A 17394-nucleotide genomic window follows, 5' to 3' on the forward strand; every position below is an offset into this window, starting at 1 on the left:
GTAAGAAGACCTCACCCTGAGCTTGTCGAAGGGCGGGGTCTTCGGTCCAAGGGAAGCGCTAGCGGACCGGCGTCAGGCGCGCGGCCGCGCCGCCGCTGGCGGCGAGTTTCAGGGTCAGGGTCGAAGTGGCGGAAACGGAGGGATGCGAAACCTCGATACCGGTCGGGGTCGCGCCGTCCTGGCGAACGTCGGCCTTCCACGCGCCCTTGCCCAGGAAATCGAGCGGAACCTTCACCGTCCGGGCGGTCTCGTTGTTCAGCGCGCCAACCCACCATTCGGCGCCCTTGCGGCGGGCGATGACGATCGACTGGCCGATCTCGCCGGTCACGAAGCGCACCTCGTCCCAGGTGGTCGGCACGGCAGCGGCGAAGTCCAGGCCCTGCGGGCTTTCGGCATAGGTGTCGGGGCTGTCGGCGACGATGGCGAAGGGGCTGTCGTAGACGACGAACATCGCCAGCGCCTGGCCGCGCGTGGTCTGCACGAAGGGCAGCTTGTCGCGCGGCTCGAACTTGGCGGGCTCCACGTTGCGAAAGCCGCCGGGGGTGTAGTCCATCGGTCCCAGCAGCATGCGGGTATAGGCGAGGTTGACGTTGTGGGTCGCGGTGATCCGCGCGCTCCACTTGTTGTATTCCGCCCCCAGAACGCCTTCCTGCGTCAGGTAGTGCGGATAGGTCCGGATCAGGCCCGTCGGGTGATAGGCGCCGTGCAGGTCGACCATCAGGTGGTGCTGGGCGGCCTTCTTCAGCAGGCGGTGGTAGAAGTCGACCATCGCTTGATCGTCACGGTCCATGAAGTCGACCTTGATCCCCTTGATCCCCCACTGTTCGTAGAGGGGCAGGGCCTCGTCCATCTGGGCGTCCAGCGCCTTCCAGTTCAGCCACAGCCAGACGCCGACCTTCCTGTCGGCGCCGTAGGCGATCAGGCCGGGCAGGTCGAGTTCGGGCTTGGGACGGGTGACGTCGACGCCCGGCCGCACCACCGAGGCGCCGCCGGCCCCGACGTTCCAGCCCTCGTCGATCAGCATGTATTCCAGGCCGTTGGCGGCGGCGAAGTCGATATAGGCCTTGATCGTCTGCGGGTTCATGCCCGCGTCGGGCACGGCCTTCAGCGCCGGGCCGTTCCACCAGTCCCAGGCGGCCTTGCCCGGCTTGATCCAGCTGGCGTCGGCCACGATCGACGGCGCGCTCAGCGTGGTCAGCAGGGTGTTTTCAATCAGCTGGCCGGCCTCGGGCGAGATCATGATCACCCGCCACGGCGAGACCACGTCGGCGCCCAAGCGGGTCTTCACCGCAGTGCCCGAGCCGTCCAGACGCGGCGACAGCTTGACCGACAGGCCCAGGCGTCCGTCGCCCCGACCGGTCAGGTACATGCCGGCCCAGTCCTTCAGGTCGGCCTCGGCCAGCGCGAAGGCGGCGTTGTCGCCCTGGCAGACCAGCGGGGCGTCATAGAGGTTATGCTCGCGGAACTTCGAAGCCTGCACGGCGTCGAACTCGCCCTCGTGGCTGGTGCCGAACTTGCCGAGGTTCAGGCCCCAGCAGCCGTAGTCCCGGGGGAACGAGAACCCGGTCACCTCGTCATTGACGTTGGTGGCCGCCGTCGCCTCCTGCTGGGGCAGCACATAGCGGAAGGCCACGCCCTGATCGTAGGCGCGGAAGACTACCCGCAAGCGGCGGCCGCTCTCTTCCTGGAAGTCGACGGCCAGTTCGTTGCGCTTCTGAGAGACGTGGCTGACCTTGGCGGCCGGCAGGTCGTAGACGTCCTCGCCGCTGCTGGTCTGCGCGCCGACGATCTTCACGCCGTAGGAGAAGCGGCCGCCCTTGGAGAGCTCCAGCCCCAGGCCCGAGGGCGCGATCAGGGTCTTGCCCCGGTAGGCGACGGCGTAGCGCGCCTGTCCCGACTCGTCGGAGACTTGGATCGAGATCGCGCCGTCGGGAGAGGAGAGAGTGCGGGTTTCAGCGGAGGCTTCTGCGCCATACAGCGCTGTCAATGCGGCCCCAGCCAGCAAGGCGCTCCGAACGACCCCCATGCAACGTCTCCCTAAAATTCGTTGTCTCAGTGTTTGTCGTATTAATTAGACCGTGTATGCATCGGCGTCGAGCTTTCGATACCGGTAACATCCAGGCGGCTTCCAGACCGCCCAAAGCAAGGAAGAGCGGGGGAGCATGAACACCAGGACCCTGACCATCGCGCTGATGGCGACCACCCTTCTGTCGGCCCCGGCCTTCGCCGCCGACGGTCCCAAGAGCACCGCCCATCCGGCCCTGTGGCCCGCGGCCAAGAGCCAGGGACTGGTCGATCCGGCCACCGAAGCCTTCGTCGACGGCCTGCTGGCCAAGATGACGCTGGAAGAGAAGATCGGCCAGATGATCCAGGCCGACACCGCCTCGATCAAGGCCGAGGACCTCAAGACCTATCCGCTGGGCTCGATCCTGGCCGGCGGCAGCTCGCCGCCCCTGGGCGCGCCCGATCGCTCGCCGGTCGGCCCCTGGGTCGACACCGTCAAGGCGTTCCGCGACGCCGCCGCCCAGCGTGGCGGGACCAACATTCCGCTGATGTTCGGCATCGACGCCGTGCACGGCAACAACAACCTCGTCGGCGCCACGCTCTTCCCGCACAACATCGCCCTGGGCGCGGCCCGGGATCCTGAACTGATCCGCAAGATCGGCGCCGCCACGGGCCAGGAGACAGCGGTGTCAGGCTTCGACTGGGCCTTCGGTCCGACCCTGGCAGTGCCGCGCGACGACCGCTGGGGCCGCACCTACGAGGGCTATTCGGAGGATCCTGCGATCGTCCGCCAGTACGCCCGCGAGATGATCCTGGGCCTGCAGGGCGCCGTCAGCGAGGGCCAGGCCCTGCAGAAGGGCCACGTGGCGGCCAGCGCCAAGCACTTCCTGGGCGACGGCGGCACCACCAACGGCAAGGACCAGGGCGACACCCAGGTTTCGGAAGCCGAGCTGATCCGCCTGCACGCCCAGGGCTACGTCCCGGCCATCAACGCCGGGACCATGACCATCATGGCCTCGTTCAACAGCTGGAACGGCCAGAAGATGCACGGCAACAAGTCGCTGCTGACCGACGTGCTGAAGGGCCGCATGGGCTTTGACGGCTTCATCGTCGGCGACTGGAACGGCCACGGCCAGGTCGAGGGCTGCACGCCGACCAACTGCGCCCAGGCCGCCAATGCGGGCCTGGACATGTACATGGCCCCCGACAGCTGGAAGGGCCTCTATGACAACCTGCTGGCCCAGGCCAGGTCGGGCGAGGTGCCGATGGCGCGCATCGACGACGCCGTGCGCCGCATCCTGCGCGTGAAGGCCAAGCTGGGCCTCTTCCGCGCCGACCGGCCGTGGGAGGGCCGCGAAGGCGTGCTCGGCAATGCCGACCACCGCGTCATCGCCCGCGAGGCGGTGGCCAAGTCGCTGGTGCTCCTGAAGAACAACGGCGGCGTCCTGCCGATCAAGGCGTCGGCGAAGGTGCTGGTCGCCGGTTCCGGCGCCGACGACATCGGCCAGCAGTCGGGCGGCTGGACCCTGTCGTGGCAAGGGACCGACAACAAGAACAGCGACTTCCCCAACGCCCAGTCGATCTATTCTGGCTTCAAGGAAGCGGTCGAGGCCTCGGGCGGCAGCGCCACGCTCAGCGTCGACGGCAGCTTCTCCGACAAGCCTGACGTCGCCGTCGTGGTGTTCGGCGAGCAGCCCTACGCCGAGGGCGTGGGCGACCTGAAGTCGCTCGAGTACCAGCAGGGCGACAAGACCGACCTGGCCCTGCTCAAGAAGCTGAAGGCCGCCGGCGTGCCGGTGGTCGCCGTCTTCCTGTCGGGCCGCCCGCTGTGGGTGAACCCCGAGATCAACGCCTCGGACGCCTTCGTCGCCGCCTGGCTGCCGGGCTCGGAAGGCGGCGGGGTCGCCGACGTGCTGGTCGGCGACGCCGCCGGCAAGCCGCGCCGCGACTTTGGCGGCAAGCTGTCGTTCAGTTGGCCCAAGACCGCCGCGCAGTTCTCGCTGAACAAGGGCGACAAGGGCTATTCGCCCCTGTTCGCCTATGGCTACGGCCTGACCTACAAGGCCGGCCGGACCTTGCCCAAGCTGTCTGAAGTCTCGGGCGTCACCGCCATCGCGGCCAACGACAGCAACTACTTCGTCGGCGGCAAGACCCCCGCGCCGTTCGAGTTCCGCCTGCTGCCGACGACCTCGGTGCACATCAAGCCGGTCGACGCCGGCAATGTGCAGGAGGCCGGCCGCCAGCTGACCTTTGCCGGCGGCGTTCCCGCCGCCGCCGAGATCGCCGCCGACAAGGCCTTCGACCTGACCTTCCAGACCAATGCCGAGATCGCCCTGCAGGTGAACTGGCGCGTCGACGCCGCCCCGTCGGCCAAGACGACGCTTTCCATCGGCGCTGGCAAGCTCGACGTCACCCCGGTGCTGTCGGGCGCCAAGGTCGGCGAGTGGACCAGCCTGAAGGTGCCGCTGAAGTGCTTCCAGGCCGCCGGCACGGACGTCACCAAGGTCGAGGCGCCGTTCTCGCTGGCCACGGCCGGGACCCTGACGGTCTCGATCAGCGGCGTGAAGCTGACCACCGACCCGACCGGCACGACCTGCCCGGCCAAGGCGGACTGATCGACTTTGCGGAAATAGACGACGTCATCCCGGAAAGCCCGAAGGGCTTATCCGGGACCCAGGGGCCGGCGCACAGCGTCGGCAGCCGCCGGATGGCTTGTCCATCCGTCGAGCCCAGTCCCCTGGGTCCCGGGTCTACGGCGCTACGCGCCTTCGCCCGGGATGACGATTTTTGTGATCTAACCGGAGACCTAGCGTGCGCCTGACCCGTCACCTGCTCGCTGGGGCCGCCGCCCTGGTCTTCGTGTCGCCCGCCGCCGCAGCCCCGCTGCTGGCCTCGGTGTTCACCGATCACGCCGTGCTCCAGCGCGACCAGCCGATCCGGGTCTGGGGCGTGGCCGCGCCGGGCGCCGTCGTCGCCCTCGACCTGTCGGGCGAGCAGGGCCTGGCCACGGCCGACGCCAAGGGTCGCTGGGTCGCCCTGCTGAACGCCCGTCCGGCGACGGGCCAGCCCCTGACCCTGACCGTCAAGGCCGGCGAGGCGACCCAGACCGTCTCCGACCTCCTGATGGGCGACGTCTGGCTGTGCTCGGGCCAGTCGAACATGGAATATCCGCTGCGCCGCGCCCTCAACGGCGAGGCCGAGGCGGCCGGGGCGACCGACCCGCACGTGCGCCTACTGCAGACCGGCCGCACCAGCCTGCCCAACCCCACCGACACGCTGCCCGCCCAGGCCGCCTGGAAGGTCTCGGCCTACGACAGCGCCAACAACTTCTCGGCCGCCTGCTTCTTCATGGGCCGCGACATCCGCAAGAGCACGGGAGCGCCGGTCGGCTTGATCGACGCCACCTGGGGCGGGTCGATCATCCAGGACTGGATCAGCGGCCAGGGCCTGAAGGCGCTAGGCGGCTATGACGAGGGCCTGTCGGTGCTGGCCGACTACGCCAGGGATCCCGCCAAGGGCATGGCCCGCTGGGGGGCGATGCTCGACCGCTGGGCCGCCAGGGTCGAGCCCCATGCGGCGGGTTGGGCCAGGCCCGGCTTCGACGACCGCGCCTGGGCGACCATGCCGGCCGAGCAGTTCTGGGAGACCAATCCGGGCCTGGAAACCTTCGACGGCACGATCTGGCTACGCGCCGAGATCGTCCTGACCAAGGCCCAGGCCGCGCAGGGCGCGACCCTGGTCCTGGGGCCGGTCGACGACATCGACACCAGCTTCGTCAACGGCCGCCAGGTCGGTTCGCAGGAAGGCTGGGACTTCAAGCGCGCCTACGCCGTGCCGGCCGGAACCCTGAAGCCCGGCCGCAACGTGATCGCCGTGCGCGCCATCGACGTTGGCGGCGGCGGCGGCGCCTGGGGGCCCGCCAAGGACAAGGGCCTGAAGCTGGCCGACGGCGCGTTCGTGCCGCTGGGCGGAACCTGGCGCTACAAGGTCTCGACGAAGCTGGCCGACACCGGCCTGCCGCCGCACGCGCCGTGGCTGGGAACCTCGGGCCTGTCGACCCTGCACAACGGCATGATCGCCCCGCTGGCGCCCTACGCCGTCAAGGGCTTCGCCTGGTACCAGGGCGAGGCCAACGTCACCGAGGCCAAGGAATACGCCCGGCTGATGCCGGCCCTAATCGCCGACTGGCGCCGAGCCTTCGACGCCCCCGACGCGCCGTTCCTGATGGTGCAGCTGGCCGCCTTCGGCCCGCAGGTCGACAAGCCGGCCGTCTCGCGCTGGGCCGAATTGCGCGACGTCCAGCGCCGCACCGTCGCCGCCGATCCCAAGACGGGCCTGGCCTCGGCCGTCGACCTCGGTTCGCCCTACGACATCCACCCGGCCGACAAGCTTCAGGTCGGCCTGCGCCTTTCCGGCCTGGCCCGCAAGCTGGCCTATGGCGAGGTCCTGAACGCCTCCGGGCCCGCGCCGGTCTCCGCCGTGCGCGACGGCGCCGACATCGTAGTCGCCCTGGATCAGCCGGCGGTGGTGTACGGCTCGGGTCGGCCCGCCGGCTTCGAACTGTGCGACGCCGCCGAGTCGTGCCGCTTCGTCGATGCGTCTGTGGAGGGCAGCAAGGTCCGCCTGGCCGTCCCGGCCGGCTACGCCGCCGTGAAGGTCCGCTTCGCCTGGGCCGACAGCCCCGCGCTGAACCTGTTCGGCGCCAACCGCCTGCCCGCGACGCCGTTCGAACTCAAAATCCCTCTCTCTTAGAGAGAGGGAGGGGCCCGCCGCGAAGCGGTGGGAGGGTGAGAGGTTTCACCCTTGGCCGGCAATCCTGTGCGCCTGGCCACCATCGCCGACGACCGCGCCCCATCCTGAGAGATTATAACCTCTCACCCTCCCACGCCTTCGGCGTGGGCCCCTCCCTCTCTCGATGAGAGAGGGATTTTAGGCTCCAGCCCCGCTTATTAACCAGCAACCCCTTGCCGCATAATGCTTTCCCTCCTCGGAAACGAGGATTTCGCGTGACCGACCGCACCTGCGAAGAACTGGCCGAACTTTGGCGCACGGTGTTCGGCGAACCGCCGCCGATCACCACTGAGCCCGGCCTCGTCGCCGAGGTGCTCGTGCGCTGCCTGCCGCTCGCCGAACCCTATGCTCCGCAAGCCGTCCATATGGCTCAGCTTCCGCGAAAAGCGTCCTGAACGCCCCATAGGTCGGATCTATCTTCAGAACTAATTTTATCGATTGGACCTATTTTCTGCATCGCGATACCTACGACGCATCCTTTTCCAACGGAGCGTCCCATGTCGCTGATCAACACCACGATCAAATCCTTCACCGCCCAGTCGTACAAGGACGGCAAGTTCGTCACGGTCAGCGACGCCGACACCAAGGGCAAGTGGTCGGTCTTCTTCTTCTACCCGGCCGACTTCACCTTCGTGTGCCCGACCGAACTGGAAGACCTGGCCGACAACTACGACGTCTTCACCCGCCTGGGCGTCGAGATCTACGCCGTGTCGACCGACACGCACTTCTCGCACAAGGCCTGGCACGACAGCTCGCCGGCCATCGGCAAGATCAAGTACCACATGGTCGGCGACCCGTCGGGCGCGATCACCAACAACTTCGAGATCATGCGTCCGGGCGTCGGCCTGGCCGACCGCGGCACCTTCCTGGTCGACCCGGAAGGCGTGATCCAGTTCATGGAAGTCACCGCCGAAGGCATCGGCCGCAACGCCATCGAACTGCTGCGCAAGATCAAGGCCGCCCAGTACGTGGCTTCGCACCCGGGCGAAGTCTGCCCGGCCAAGTGGGAAGAGGGTGAAAAGACCCTGGCCCCCTCGCTCGACCTCGTCGGCAAGATCTAAGCGTACCTGGAACTACCCCGCGCCGCCGCTTCGCTCCTTCTGGAGCGGCGGCGCAACCCTCCGATCGTTCGCCGCGTTCGATCCTCCCCCGACATTCGAACGCACTTCCTCCTCCCCCTCGTTTTCTGGGAGCCCGTCATGCTGGACGCTGGTCTGAAGACCCAACTGAGCACCTACCTGCAGAACCTGCGCCAGCCGATCGAACTGGTCGCCTCGCTGGGTGAGGACAAGGGCTCCAAGGACATGCTGGCCCTGCTGGAAGACGTCGCCGCGACGTCCGACAAGGTCAGCCTAAATCTCTCGGGCGACGACGCCCGCAAGCCCTCGTTCGCCATCACCCGCGCGGCGGGCGACGCCGATGTGCGCTTCGCCGGCCTGCCGCTGGGCCACGAATTCACCTCGCTGGTGCTGGCCCTGCTGCACGTCGGCGGCCACCCGCCGCGCCTCGACGCCGAGGTGATCGAGCGCATCAAGGGCCTGGACGGCGACTACAGCTTCGAGACCTATTTCTCGCAGTCCTGCCAGAACTGCCCCGACGTGGTGCAGGCGCTCAACACCATGAGCGCGCTCAACCCGCGCATCCGCCACGTCGCCATCGACGGCGCGCTGTTCCAGGCGGAAGTCGAGCAGCGCCAGGTCATGGCCGTGCCGACCATCCTGCTCAATGGCCAGCCGTTCGGCCAGGGCCGCATGGACGTCGAGCAGATCCTGGCCAAGCTCGACACCGGCGCCGAAGCCCGCGCCGCCGAGAAGATCAAGGCCAAGGACGCCTTCGAGGTGCTGGTCATCGGCGGCGGTCCCGCCGGCGCGGCCGCGGCCGTCTACGCCGCCCGCAAGGGCATTCGTACCGGGGTCGCCGCCGAACGCTTCGGCGGCCAGGTGCTCGACACCATGGCCATCGAGAACTTCATCTCGGTGCAGCACACCGAGGGCCCGAAGCTGGCCACGGCGCTGGAGCAGCACGTCAAGCAGTACGACGTCGACGTGATGAACCTGCAGAAGGCCGTCGGCCTGGTGGCCCCCAAGGCCCCGGGCGGCCTGATCGAGGTCAAGCTCGAGAACGGCGCCAGCCTGAAGTCGCGCACCGTGATCCTGTCCACCGGCGCCCGCTGGCGGAACGTCAACGTGCCCGGCGAGGCCGAGTACAAGAACAAGGGCGTGGCCTACTGCCCGCACTGCGACGGCCCGCTGTTCAAGGGCAAGCGCGTGGCGGTGATCGGCGGCGGCAACAGCGGCGTCGAGGCGGCCATCGACCTGGCCGGCATCGTCGCCCACGTCACCCTGATCGAGTACGACAGCCAGCTGCGCGCCGACGCGGTGCTGCAACGCAAGCTCGCCAGCCTGCCGAACGTCACCATCGTCACCTCGGCCATGACCACCGAGATCCACGGCGACGGCGCCAAGGTCAGCGGCCTGTCCTACAAGGACCGCAACCACGACACGGCCCACCGCGTCGACCTGGAAGGCGTGTTCGTGCAGATCGGCCTGGTGCCCAACACCGAGTGGCTGAAGGACTCGAACGTCGCCCTCTCCAACCGCGGCGAGATCGAGGTCGACTACCGCGGCGAGACCTCGATGCCGGGCGTCTTCGCGGCCGGCGATGCGACCACCACGCCGTACAAGCAGATCATCATCGCCATGGGCGAGGGCGCCAAGGCCTCGCTGTCGGCCTTCGACTACCTGATCCGCCTGCCCGCGGAACAGGCCGAAGCGGCCTGATCGGCCTTACCCTTTCCCTCTCTCTTTGAGAGAGGGAGGGGCCCGCGCCGCAAGGCGTGGGAGGGTGAGAGGCAACAATCTCGCCGGATGGGGCGCTACCTCAAAACTCAAGCCACCGCCGCCTGGATCCCCGCCAGCAGGTTGGCCGCCGTGATTGGCTTGGCCACGTGCAGGTCGGCGCCGGCGGTCAGGGCCTCGTTGCGATGCTTCATCAGGGCGTTGGCGCTGAGCATGATGATCGGCGTGCGGTTCGCGCCGCGCTCGACCTCCAGCGCGCGGATGGCGCGCGTGGCGGTCAGGCCGTCCATGCGCGGCATCTGCATGTCCATCAGCACGATGTCGAAGCGGCCGCCTCCGAAGGCGGCGACCGCCTCGAAGCCGTCGCCGACCGTGACCACGTCGGCGCCCTGGGTCGCCAGGATCAGTTGGGCCACCCGCTGGTTGGTCGGATGGTCCTCGACCAGCAGCACGCGCAGCGGATGGTCGGGCAGGGCGATCGGCTCGGGCGGCGGGGGCTCGGCGCTGACCTCCACGGCCTCCTGCAGGCGCGGCAGGCTGAGCGAGAAGACAAAGCGGCTGCCGACCCCGGGCTCCGACGTCGCCGAGATTTCGCCGCCCATCATCTCGACCAGCGAACGGCAGATCGACAGCCCAAGGCCGGTGCCCCCGAACCGGCGGCTGATCGACTGGTCGGCCTGGCCGAAGCGGGTGAAGAGGTTGGCGGCCTGCTCGGCGTCGAAGCCGATGCCGGTGTCCTCGACCTCGAAGGTCAGCTGGGTCTCGCCGTTGGCCTCGCCGGCCGCGACGCGCAGGGTGACCCCGCCCGTCTCGGTGAACTTGATGGCGTTCGACAGCAGGTTGCCGATCACCTGGCTCAGGCGCGTGCCGTCGCCCAGGTGCCGGCCGCCGGTGATCGGCGGCCGCTCGATGGTGAACGAGAGGCCCTTCTCCTGGGCCCGGCGGCGCATCACCTCGACGCCGGGGCGCAGGGCCTGGTCGAGGTTGAACGAGCGCTTTTCCAGTTGAAGTTGGCCGGCCTCGATCTTGGAGACGTCCAGGAAGTCCGACACCAGCCGTTCCAGCGTCGCGCCCGAGTCGCGGACCAGGGCGACCATCTCGGCCTGTTCGGGGCTGAGCGCGGTGCGCGACAGGGCGTCGACGATGCCGATGACGCCGTTCAGCGGCGTGCGGATCTCGTGGCTGATATTGGCCAGGAAGTCAGACTTGGCGCGGTTGGCCGCCTCGGCCGCCGCCTTGGCCTCGAGCAGTTGCTGCTCGGCCGCCACCCGGTCGGTGACGTCGCGCGCCACGCCGTAGATCCGGTCGCCCGCTCGCTGGGCCCGCCATTCCAGCGTGCGATAGTGACCGTCGGCGTGGCGATAGCGGTTGATGAAGCCCCGGACCGGATCGCCGTCCTTGCGGTTCTCGACCTCGACGACGCTGTCGCGCGTGCCAGGCATGTCGTCGGGATGGACGAGGCGCAGCAGGGGCTGGCCCTCCATGTCCTCGGGGCGATGGCCCAGCTTGGTCTGCCACGACCGGCTGGCCTTCAGCACCGTCCCCTCCAGATCGCGGATGATCAGCAGGTCGAGCGAGACCTCGAAGAAGGTGCTGGCGTCCACCAGCAGAGCGTCGCGAGCCGATGCCTCAGCCATAGATCGAAGTCCCCGAAACGCCGACTAGATTTCAGCCTAGCGTATCAAGGTTAAATTCCAATATCCGCAATCCATTGCATTTGTGGTCGCGTAGATGGCGCTGGAATTTGAAATGCTATTTTGGCGATAGCTCAATTGAGTTTCGGTATTAGGAAGTATCGGGAAGGGGCGGGCTCTAGACCGCCTCCGCCCAGCCCTTGGCCACATAGGCCGCGGCCACGGCCTCGGCGATCTTGATGCCGTCCACGCCCGCCGACAGGATGCCGCCGGCATAGCCCGCGCCCTCGCCGGCCGGGAACAGGCCGGCGGTGTTGAGGCTTTGGCCGTCCTTGCCGCGGGTGATGCGGATCGGCGAGGAGGTGCGGGTCTCGACGCCGGTCATCAGCACGTCCGGATGGTCGTAGCCGGCGATCTGGCGGCCAAACACCGGCAGGGCCTCGCGCATGGCCTCCAGCACGAACGGCGGAAGGCATTCGGCCAGATCCGTCATCCTGATGCCCGGCTTGTACGAGGGCGCGACCTCGCCCAGCGCCTCGGACGGGCGGCCCGCCAGGAAGTCGCCGACCTTCTGGGCCGGGGCCTTGTAGTCGCCGCCGCCGGCGGTGAAGGCCAGGCTCTCCCACTTGCGCTGGAACTCGATGCCGGCCAGCGGGTGGCCCGGATAGTCGCGCTCGGGGTCGATGGCCACGACGAAGCCGGAGTTGGCGTTGCGCTCGTTGCGCGAATACTGGCTCATGCCGTTGGTCACCACGCGGTTCGGCTCCGAGGTCGCCGCCACCACCGTGCCGCCCGGGCACATGCAGAAGCTGTAGACCGTTCGGCCGTTGGCGCAGTGGTGCGACAGGCTGTAGTCGGCCGCGCCCAGGTCCGGGTGGCCGGCGCAGGCGCCGAAGCGGGCCTTGTCCATCCACGACTGCGGATGCTCGATGCGCACGCCGATCGAGAACGGCTTGGCCTCGATGTGGACGCCGCGGTCATGCAGGGTCTGGAAGGTGTCGCGCGAGGAGTGGCCCACGGCCAGCACCACGTGCTCGGTCTCCAGATATTCGCCGGTCGACAGGTGCAGGCCCTTGAGCTTGCGCTGGCCGTCCTCGCCCGCCTCGATCTCGAAGTCGGTCACCCGGTGCTGCCAGCGATACTCGCCGCCCAGGCCCTCGATCAGGGCGCGGATGTTCTCGACCATGTGCACCAGGCGGAAGGTGCCGATGTGCGGATGCCCCTCGGTGAGGATTTCTTCGGGCGCGCCGGCGGCGACGAACTCCTCCAGCACCTTGCGGCCCAGGAAGCGCGGATCCTTGATCTGGCTGTAGAGCTTGCCGTCCGAGAAGGTGCCGGCGCCGCCTTCGCCGAACTGGACGTTGGACTCCGGGTTCAGCTCGCTCTTGCGCCACAGGGCCCAGGTGTCCTTGGTGCGCTCGCGCACCACCTTGCCGCGGTCGAGAATGATCGGCTTGAAGCCCATCTGGGCCAGCACGAGGCCGGCGAACAGGCCGCAGGGGCCGGCGCCGATGACCACCGGGCGAGGGCCGTCGAAGCCTTCGGGCGCGCGGGCCGTGAAGCGGTAGTCGGTGTCGGGCGTCGGGCGCACCTGGCTGTCGCCCTTGAAGCGCTCCAGAACGGCGGCCTCGTCGCGCAGGGCGATGTCGACCGTATAGACCATCAGGATCGCGCTCTTCCTGCGGGCGTCGTGGGCCCGCCGCCAGAGCTTGACCTCCAGCAGGTCGGCCGGGTCGACGCCCAGGCGCGCGCAAATGGCCGGAGCCATGGCCTCCGGCGGATGGTCCAGGGGCAGCTTCAGTTCGGAAAGACGCAGCATGGCGCGGGTTTAGCGGGTCGCGGCCCTTATTTCCATCGTTCCCTCCCCCTTGATGGGGGAGGGGCAGGGGTGGGGGTGGCTACGGTGGTGGACGCCGCGCACGGCCGCCAACTCGGCAGATCACCCCCATCCCCGACCCTTCCCCCATCAAGGGGGAAGGGGGAGATAGGTTAAACCGCCAGCCGCTTCAGCCGCTCGCGCAGGTCCACCAGCTCGGGAAGCGGCGTGTCCAGCTTGCAGAAGAACTGCTCGGCCACGTCCAGGGCCTGGTCGCGCATGGCGTCGCCGGCGTCGGTCAGCGAGATGATGACCCGCCGTTCGTCGTCGGGGTCACGGCTGCGCGCGATCAGGCCCGCGCCCTCCAGCCGCTTCAGCAGGGGGGTCAGGGTGCTGGACTCCAGGTCCAGCGCCTGGCCCATCTCGCCGACGGTGCGCGGGCTGTGCTCCCACAGCACCAGCATGGCCAGGTACTGCGGATAGGTCAGGCCCAAGGCGTCCAGCAGCGGCCGGTACAGGCGCGTGACCCGGTTAGCCGCGCTGTAGAGGGCGAAGCAGAGCTGGCGGTCGAGGCGCAAGACCTCGACCGCTTTGTCCAGGGCTTTGTCGGCGTCCGAGGTCATGCAGCCTTTACGTTGAGGGCGACATCGATGTTGCCGCGGGTGGCGTTGGAATAGGGGCAGACCTGGTGCGCCGTGGCAACCAGGGCTTCGGCTTCCTCCTGCGAAAGGCCCTGGGTTTCGACGTCCAACGCCACCTCCAGCTTGAAGCCGACTTCCTGGGCGGCCAGGCCGACGACGCCGGTGACGGTCGAGCTGGTCAGCGGGATCTTCTTCTGGCGGGCCACGAAGGCCATGGCGCTCTGGAAGCAGGCGGCGTAGCCGGCCGCGAACAGCTGCTCGGGATTGGTGCCGTCTTCCTTGCCGCCCAGGGCCTTGGGCATGGCCAGACGCACGTCCAGCAGGCCGTCGTCGCTGCGGACGCCGCCTTCGCGGCCGCCGGTGGCCGTGGCGCGGGTTTGGTAGAGAGTGCTCATCGGTTCGCTCCTGCGATTGAATTGGTGAGAACGATTTAATCGCGCACGATATAACTTCAAGGGCATCGTGCGCGATTTTTTCTCCATGCCCGAAAGGCTGCTGACGCGTCCTGGTCGGTTTCGCCGCGGAGCGCTTGATCTTGGGGCCTCCGACGAGCCAGTTTCGCCGCCCGGAAAAGAACCAAGGGGAGGGGCGCGTGCGATCCTGGATGATGACGGCCGGCCTCTCGGCTGCGATGGCGCTGGCCAGCCCGGCCTGGACGAAGGGCGCGGGCGCGAGCCTCGACACCGCCGACGTCGATCTCTTCTACCGCCTCTACGACGCCACCGGCGGCCGCCCCGGCGCCGAGCAGTTGCAGGCCGGCTATATCGACGCTGGTTCGCCGGGCCTGCGCACCTTCTTCGCCGCCCGCCGCACCACCGCGACCCGGCTGGCCGAGGCCATCGCCGCCCGGCCGGAGCTCTACCAGAAGGCCCGCGCCTGCGCCGATGTCCTGCCCAAGGTGAAGGGGCGGGTGGACGCGGCCCTGGAGAAGTTCACGGCGCTCTATCCGCAGGCCCGCGCGCCCTCGGTGACCGTGGCGGTCGGCCGCGGCAAGCCGGTGGCGATCGGCAGCCCGGTCACCGGTGTCCAGGTCGGGCTGGAGGCCCTGTGCGCCACCGAGTTCATGAACCCCGACACCGAGGGCCGCTTCGTCGGCGTGCTGGTCCACGAATACGCCCACGCCCAGCAGAACCCGCTGCTGACCGAGAAGGAAAAGCCCACCGTGCTGGAGACGGCCCTGCTCGAGGGCGGGGCCGAGTTCGTCACCGAACTGCTGGTCGGCCGGCCCGCCTATGTCTATTTCGAGCCCCTGACCAAGGGCCGCGAGCGCGAGATCGAGACCGCCTTCGCCGCCGACCTCGACAAGACCGACCTGTCGGCCTGGTTCTACAACTCCACGCCCGAGAAGCCCGCCGATCTCGGCTACTGGACCGGCTATCGCGTCGCCAAGGCCTATTACGCCAACGCCAAGGACAAGCGGGCCGCCCTGCGCGAGATTCTCACCGTCTCGGACGCCCGCGCCTTCCTCGCCGCCAGCGGCTGGACGCCGGGGATGACGCTGGAGTGACCGCGGGGCGCTTGCCCCCGTCGCCGCTTCGTGTCCCACTTCGCTGGTCGGGACCTTGAAGAGGTGAGACCATGTTCAGGCTCATGCCGCTCTCGGCGGCCGCCGTCGTGCTCGTCGTTCCCGCCGCCGCCCTGGCCCATCACGGCTGGAGCGCCTACGACGCCGAGCAGGTGATCAAGATCACCGCGCCCGTCACCGACGTCACCTGGGGCAATCCCCACGGCGCGGCCAAGGTGCGCCACGCCGGCAAGGTCTGGGACGTGGTCCTGGCCCCGGTCGCCCGCATGGAGGCGCGCGGCCTCGCGCGCGAGATGCTGACCTCGGGCAAGCCGGTCACGCTGGAGGGCTATCCACGCAAGGACGGCGTGGCCGAGATGCGCATCGAGCGCGTCACCGCCGACGGCAAGACGGTCGAGCTGCGCTAGGTGGAGCTGGTCGCGGCGCTGCAGGACTCCGGCTTCGGGGCCTGGGCGCGAGGCTCGGCCTACGCCTATCCGCTGGCCAACCTGCTGCATCTGGCCGGCCTTGTGCTGCTGGTCGGCGCCATAGGCCTGCTCGACCTGAGGCTGGCCGGCGCCTTTCGGGCGCTGCCCGTGGTCGCCCTGTCGCGCGTCCTGACGCCGCTGGCGGTTGTCGGCCTCGTGCTGATGGCGCCGAGCGGCCTTACCCTGTTCGCCGCCGACGCCGAAGCCCTGGCGCGCTCGACGGTGTTTCGCTGGAAGCTGGCGCTGATCGCCGCGGCCCTGGTCAACGCCGTCGCCTTTCGCCTGCTCTGGGGGCGGCGGCTCTCGTCATGGGACGGCGCCGCGCCGCCGGTCGCGCGGATCATGGCCCTGGCCTCGCTCCTGTCCTGGATCGCCGTCGGCGCCCTGGGCCGCCTGATCGCCTACGCCTGACCGTCGAGGTCCGGCGGAACCGCGCTTCAAGCCTGGCCGTTGGATGGGCGATCACGGGAGGAGCCGCCTTGGACGCCAACGCCGCCTATGGTCGCGCCCTGGCCCGCGCGTTCGGCGGGGCCCTGCTGTTCTCGTTCCCGCTGCTGATGACCATGGAGATGTGGTCCTTGGGCATGGCGGTCGAGCGCGTGCGGCTGCTGGCCTTCCTGCTGCTGTCGCTGCCGATGCTGCTGGGCCTGTCGTACTACGCCGGCTTCGAGCCGACCTTCCGCTTGAAGGACGAGGTGCTGGACGCCCTGGCCGCCTTCGGCGTCGGCTTCCTGCTGGCGGCGGTGCTGCTGGGAGTGTTCGGCGTCCTGGGGCAGAGCGGGCTGTCCTTCCGGGCCGACCTCGGCAAGGTCGCGCTCTGCGCCGTGCCCGGCGCCATCGGCGCCCTGGTCGCCGGCAAGCAGTTGGGCGAAGGCGCCCCCAGCGCGCACCAGAAGGAACGGGCCGGAACCCCGGGCGAGATCTTCCTGATGGCCGTGGGCGCGCTGTTCCTGGCCTTCACCGTCGCCCCGACCGAGGAGATGATCCTGATCGCCTACCAGATGGGCCCGCTGCAGGCCCTGCTGCTGATGGCGCTGTCGGTGCTGCTGCTGCACGTCTTCGTCTACCGCCTGGGCTTTCCGGGCGAGAGCCGCCGGCGCGAGGCGGGCGGACCGTTGCGCACCTTCGTCGGCTTCACCGCGCCCGGCTACGGCGTGGCGCTCATCGTCAGTCTCTACCTGCTGTGGACTTTCGGGCGCACGGACGGCGTCGCCCCGCACGAGATCGCCACCATGACCATCGTCCTGGCCTTTCCGGCCGCTCTGGGCGCGGCCACCGCGCGGCTGGTGGTCTGATGGCCACCGCGAGCAAGTCCCGCCGGGCCGCCAAGCCGTCGCCGCGCAGCGAGCCGCCGCTGCTGGAGTGGATCTCGGCCGCGATCGGCCTCGCCTGCGCCCTTGTCGCCATCGGCTTCGTCGGCTGGGACGCGCTGACGGGCGAGCGCTCGCCGCCGGAGATCGAAGTGCGGCTCGTCGCCGTCACGCCCACGCCGCACGGCTTCGTCACGCAGGTCGAGGCGATCAATCACGGCGGATCCTCCGCCGCCCAGGTGACGGTCGAGGGCGTGCTGAGCGGGCGGGGCGAGCCGGAAACCGCGCAGGCGACGCTGGACTACATCCCCGAACAGTCACGGGTCAGCGGCGGGCTGGTGTTCGAGCACGACCCGCGCGCGGGCCGCCTCGTGCTGCGGGCCAAGGGCTTCGCCGACGCCTCGTGAG

The 17394-nt window shown here is 69.0% G+C and carries 15 protein-coding genes; 10 read left to right on the top strand and 5 right to left on the bottom strand.

Going from position 1 to position 17394, the window contains the following annotated elements:
• Window positions 1–58: 58 nt before the first annotated feature.
• The gene (locus DDF62_RS05585) at window positions 59–2026 is read right to left on the bottom strand and encodes a glycoside hydrolase family 97 protein (RefSeq protein WP_116488163.1); all 1968 of its coding nucleotides are present in this window, start codon (window positions 2024–2026) and stop codon (window positions 59–61) included.
• 136 nt (window positions 2027–2162) lie between these two features.
• Between DDF62_RS05585 and DDF62_RS05590 the strand changes: the two genes are divergently transcribed.
• The 5 genes from DDF62_RS05590 to ahpF all read left to right on the top strand — a co-directional run bounded on the left by DDF62_RS05590 (window position 2163) and on the right by ahpF (window position 9575).
• Window positions 2163–4619, top strand: coding sequence for a glycoside hydrolase family 3 protein (locus DDF62_RS05590; protein ID WP_116488164.1), 2457 nt, complete (start codon window positions 2163–2165; stop codon window positions 4617–4619).
• A gap of 196 nt (window positions 4620–4815) precedes the next feature.
• A complete protein-coding gene (locus DDF62_RS05595) occupies window positions 4816–6756 on the top strand; it encodes a sialate O-acetylesterase (RefSeq protein ID WP_244286712.1) in 1941 nt (646 codons plus the stop codon).
• 254 nt (window positions 6757–7010) lie between these two features.
• The gene (locus tag DDF62_RS05600; RefSeq protein ID WP_116488165.1) at window positions 7011–7190 is read left to right on the top strand and encodes a hypothetical protein; all 180 of its coding nucleotides are present in this window, start codon (window positions 7011–7013) and stop codon (window positions 7188–7190) included.
• A gap of 102 nt (window positions 7191–7292) precedes the next feature.
• Window positions 7293–7856, top strand: a complete 564-nt coding sequence (ahpC, locus tag DDF62_RS05605) for an alkyl hydroperoxide reductase subunit C (protein ID WP_101718084.1) — start codon at window positions 7293–7295, stop codon at window positions 7854–7856.
• Between the two features lie 138 nt (window positions 7857–7994).
• Window positions 7995–9575: an alkyl hydroperoxide reductase subunit F gene (ahpF, locus tag DDF62_RS05610; protein ID WP_116488166.1), complete on the top strand. Its 1581-nt coding sequence runs from the start codon at window positions 7995–7997 to the stop codon at window positions 9573–9575.
• A gap of 107 nt (window positions 9576–9682) precedes the next feature.
• On the opposite strand, the gene DDF62_RS05615 is transcribed toward ahpF, so the two are convergent.
• From DDF62_RS05615 to DDF62_RS05630, 4 genes are all read right to left on the bottom strand, one after another.
• Window positions 9683–11230: an ATP-binding protein gene (locus DDF62_RS05615; RefSeq protein ID WP_116488167.1), complete on the bottom strand. Its 1548-nt coding sequence runs from the start codon at window positions 11228–11230 to the stop codon at window positions 9683–9685.
• Window positions 11231–11405: 175 nt separating this feature from the next.
• Window positions 11406–13046 (bottom strand): NAD(P)/FAD-dependent oxidoreductase, encoded by a 1641-nt coding sequence (locus tag DDF62_RS05620; RefSeq protein WP_116488168.1) that lies wholly within the window; start codon window positions 13044–13046, stop codon window positions 11406–11408.
• A gap of 170 nt (window positions 13047–13216) precedes the next feature.
• A complete protein-coding gene (locus DDF62_RS05625; protein WP_116488169.1) occupies window positions 13217–13666 on the bottom strand; it encodes a MarR family winged helix-turn-helix transcriptional regulator in 450 nt (149 codons plus the stop codon).
• Entirely contained in the window at window positions 13663–14079 is a 417-nt protein-coding gene (locus DDF62_RS05630; RefSeq protein WP_101718089.1) for an organic hydroperoxide resistance protein, read from the bottom strand. The genes DDF62_RS05625 and DDF62_RS05630 overlap by 4 nt, the downstream gene beginning before the upstream one ends.
• A 197-nt stretch (window positions 14080–14276) precedes the next feature.
• Between DDF62_RS05630 and DDF62_RS05635 the strand changes: the two genes are divergently transcribed.
• From DDF62_RS05635 to DDF62_RS05655, 5 genes are all read left to right on the top strand, one after another.
• Window positions 14277–15191, top strand: a complete 915-nt coding sequence (locus DDF62_RS05635; RefSeq protein ID WP_208866829.1) for a DUF2268 domain-containing putative Zn-dependent protease — start codon at window positions 14277–14279, stop codon at window positions 15189–15191.
• Window positions 15192–15262: 71 nt separating this feature from the next.
• Window positions 15263–15616 (top strand): DUF6152 family protein, encoded by a 354-nt coding sequence (locus DDF62_RS05640; protein ID WP_116488170.1) that lies wholly within the window; start codon window positions 15263–15265, stop codon window positions 15614–15616.
• Complete coding sequence (locus DDF62_RS05645; protein ID WP_116488171.1) at window positions 15617–16087, top strand: hypothetical protein; 471 nt, start codon at window positions 15617–15619, stop codon at window positions 16085–16087.
• A gap of 68 nt (window positions 16088–16155) precedes the next feature.
• The gene (locus DDF62_RS05650; protein ID WP_244286713.1) at window positions 16156–16971 is read left to right on the top strand and encodes a TIGR02587 family membrane protein; all 816 of its coding nucleotides are present in this window, start codon (window positions 16156–16158) and stop codon (window positions 16969–16971) included.
• The gene (locus DDF62_RS05655) at window positions 16971–17393 is read left to right on the top strand and encodes a hypothetical protein (protein ID WP_116488173.1); all 423 of its coding nucleotides are present in this window, start codon (window positions 16971–16973) and stop codon (window positions 17391–17393) included. The genes DDF62_RS05650 and DDF62_RS05655 overlap by 1 nt, the downstream gene beginning before the upstream one ends.
• Window position 17394: the final 1 nt, after the last annotated feature.

The organism is Caulobacter radicis (assembly GCF_003094615.1).
GTDB classification, from domain to species: Bacteria; Pseudomonadota; Alphaproteobacteria; order Caulobacterales; family Caulobacteraceae; genus Caulobacter; species Caulobacter radicis.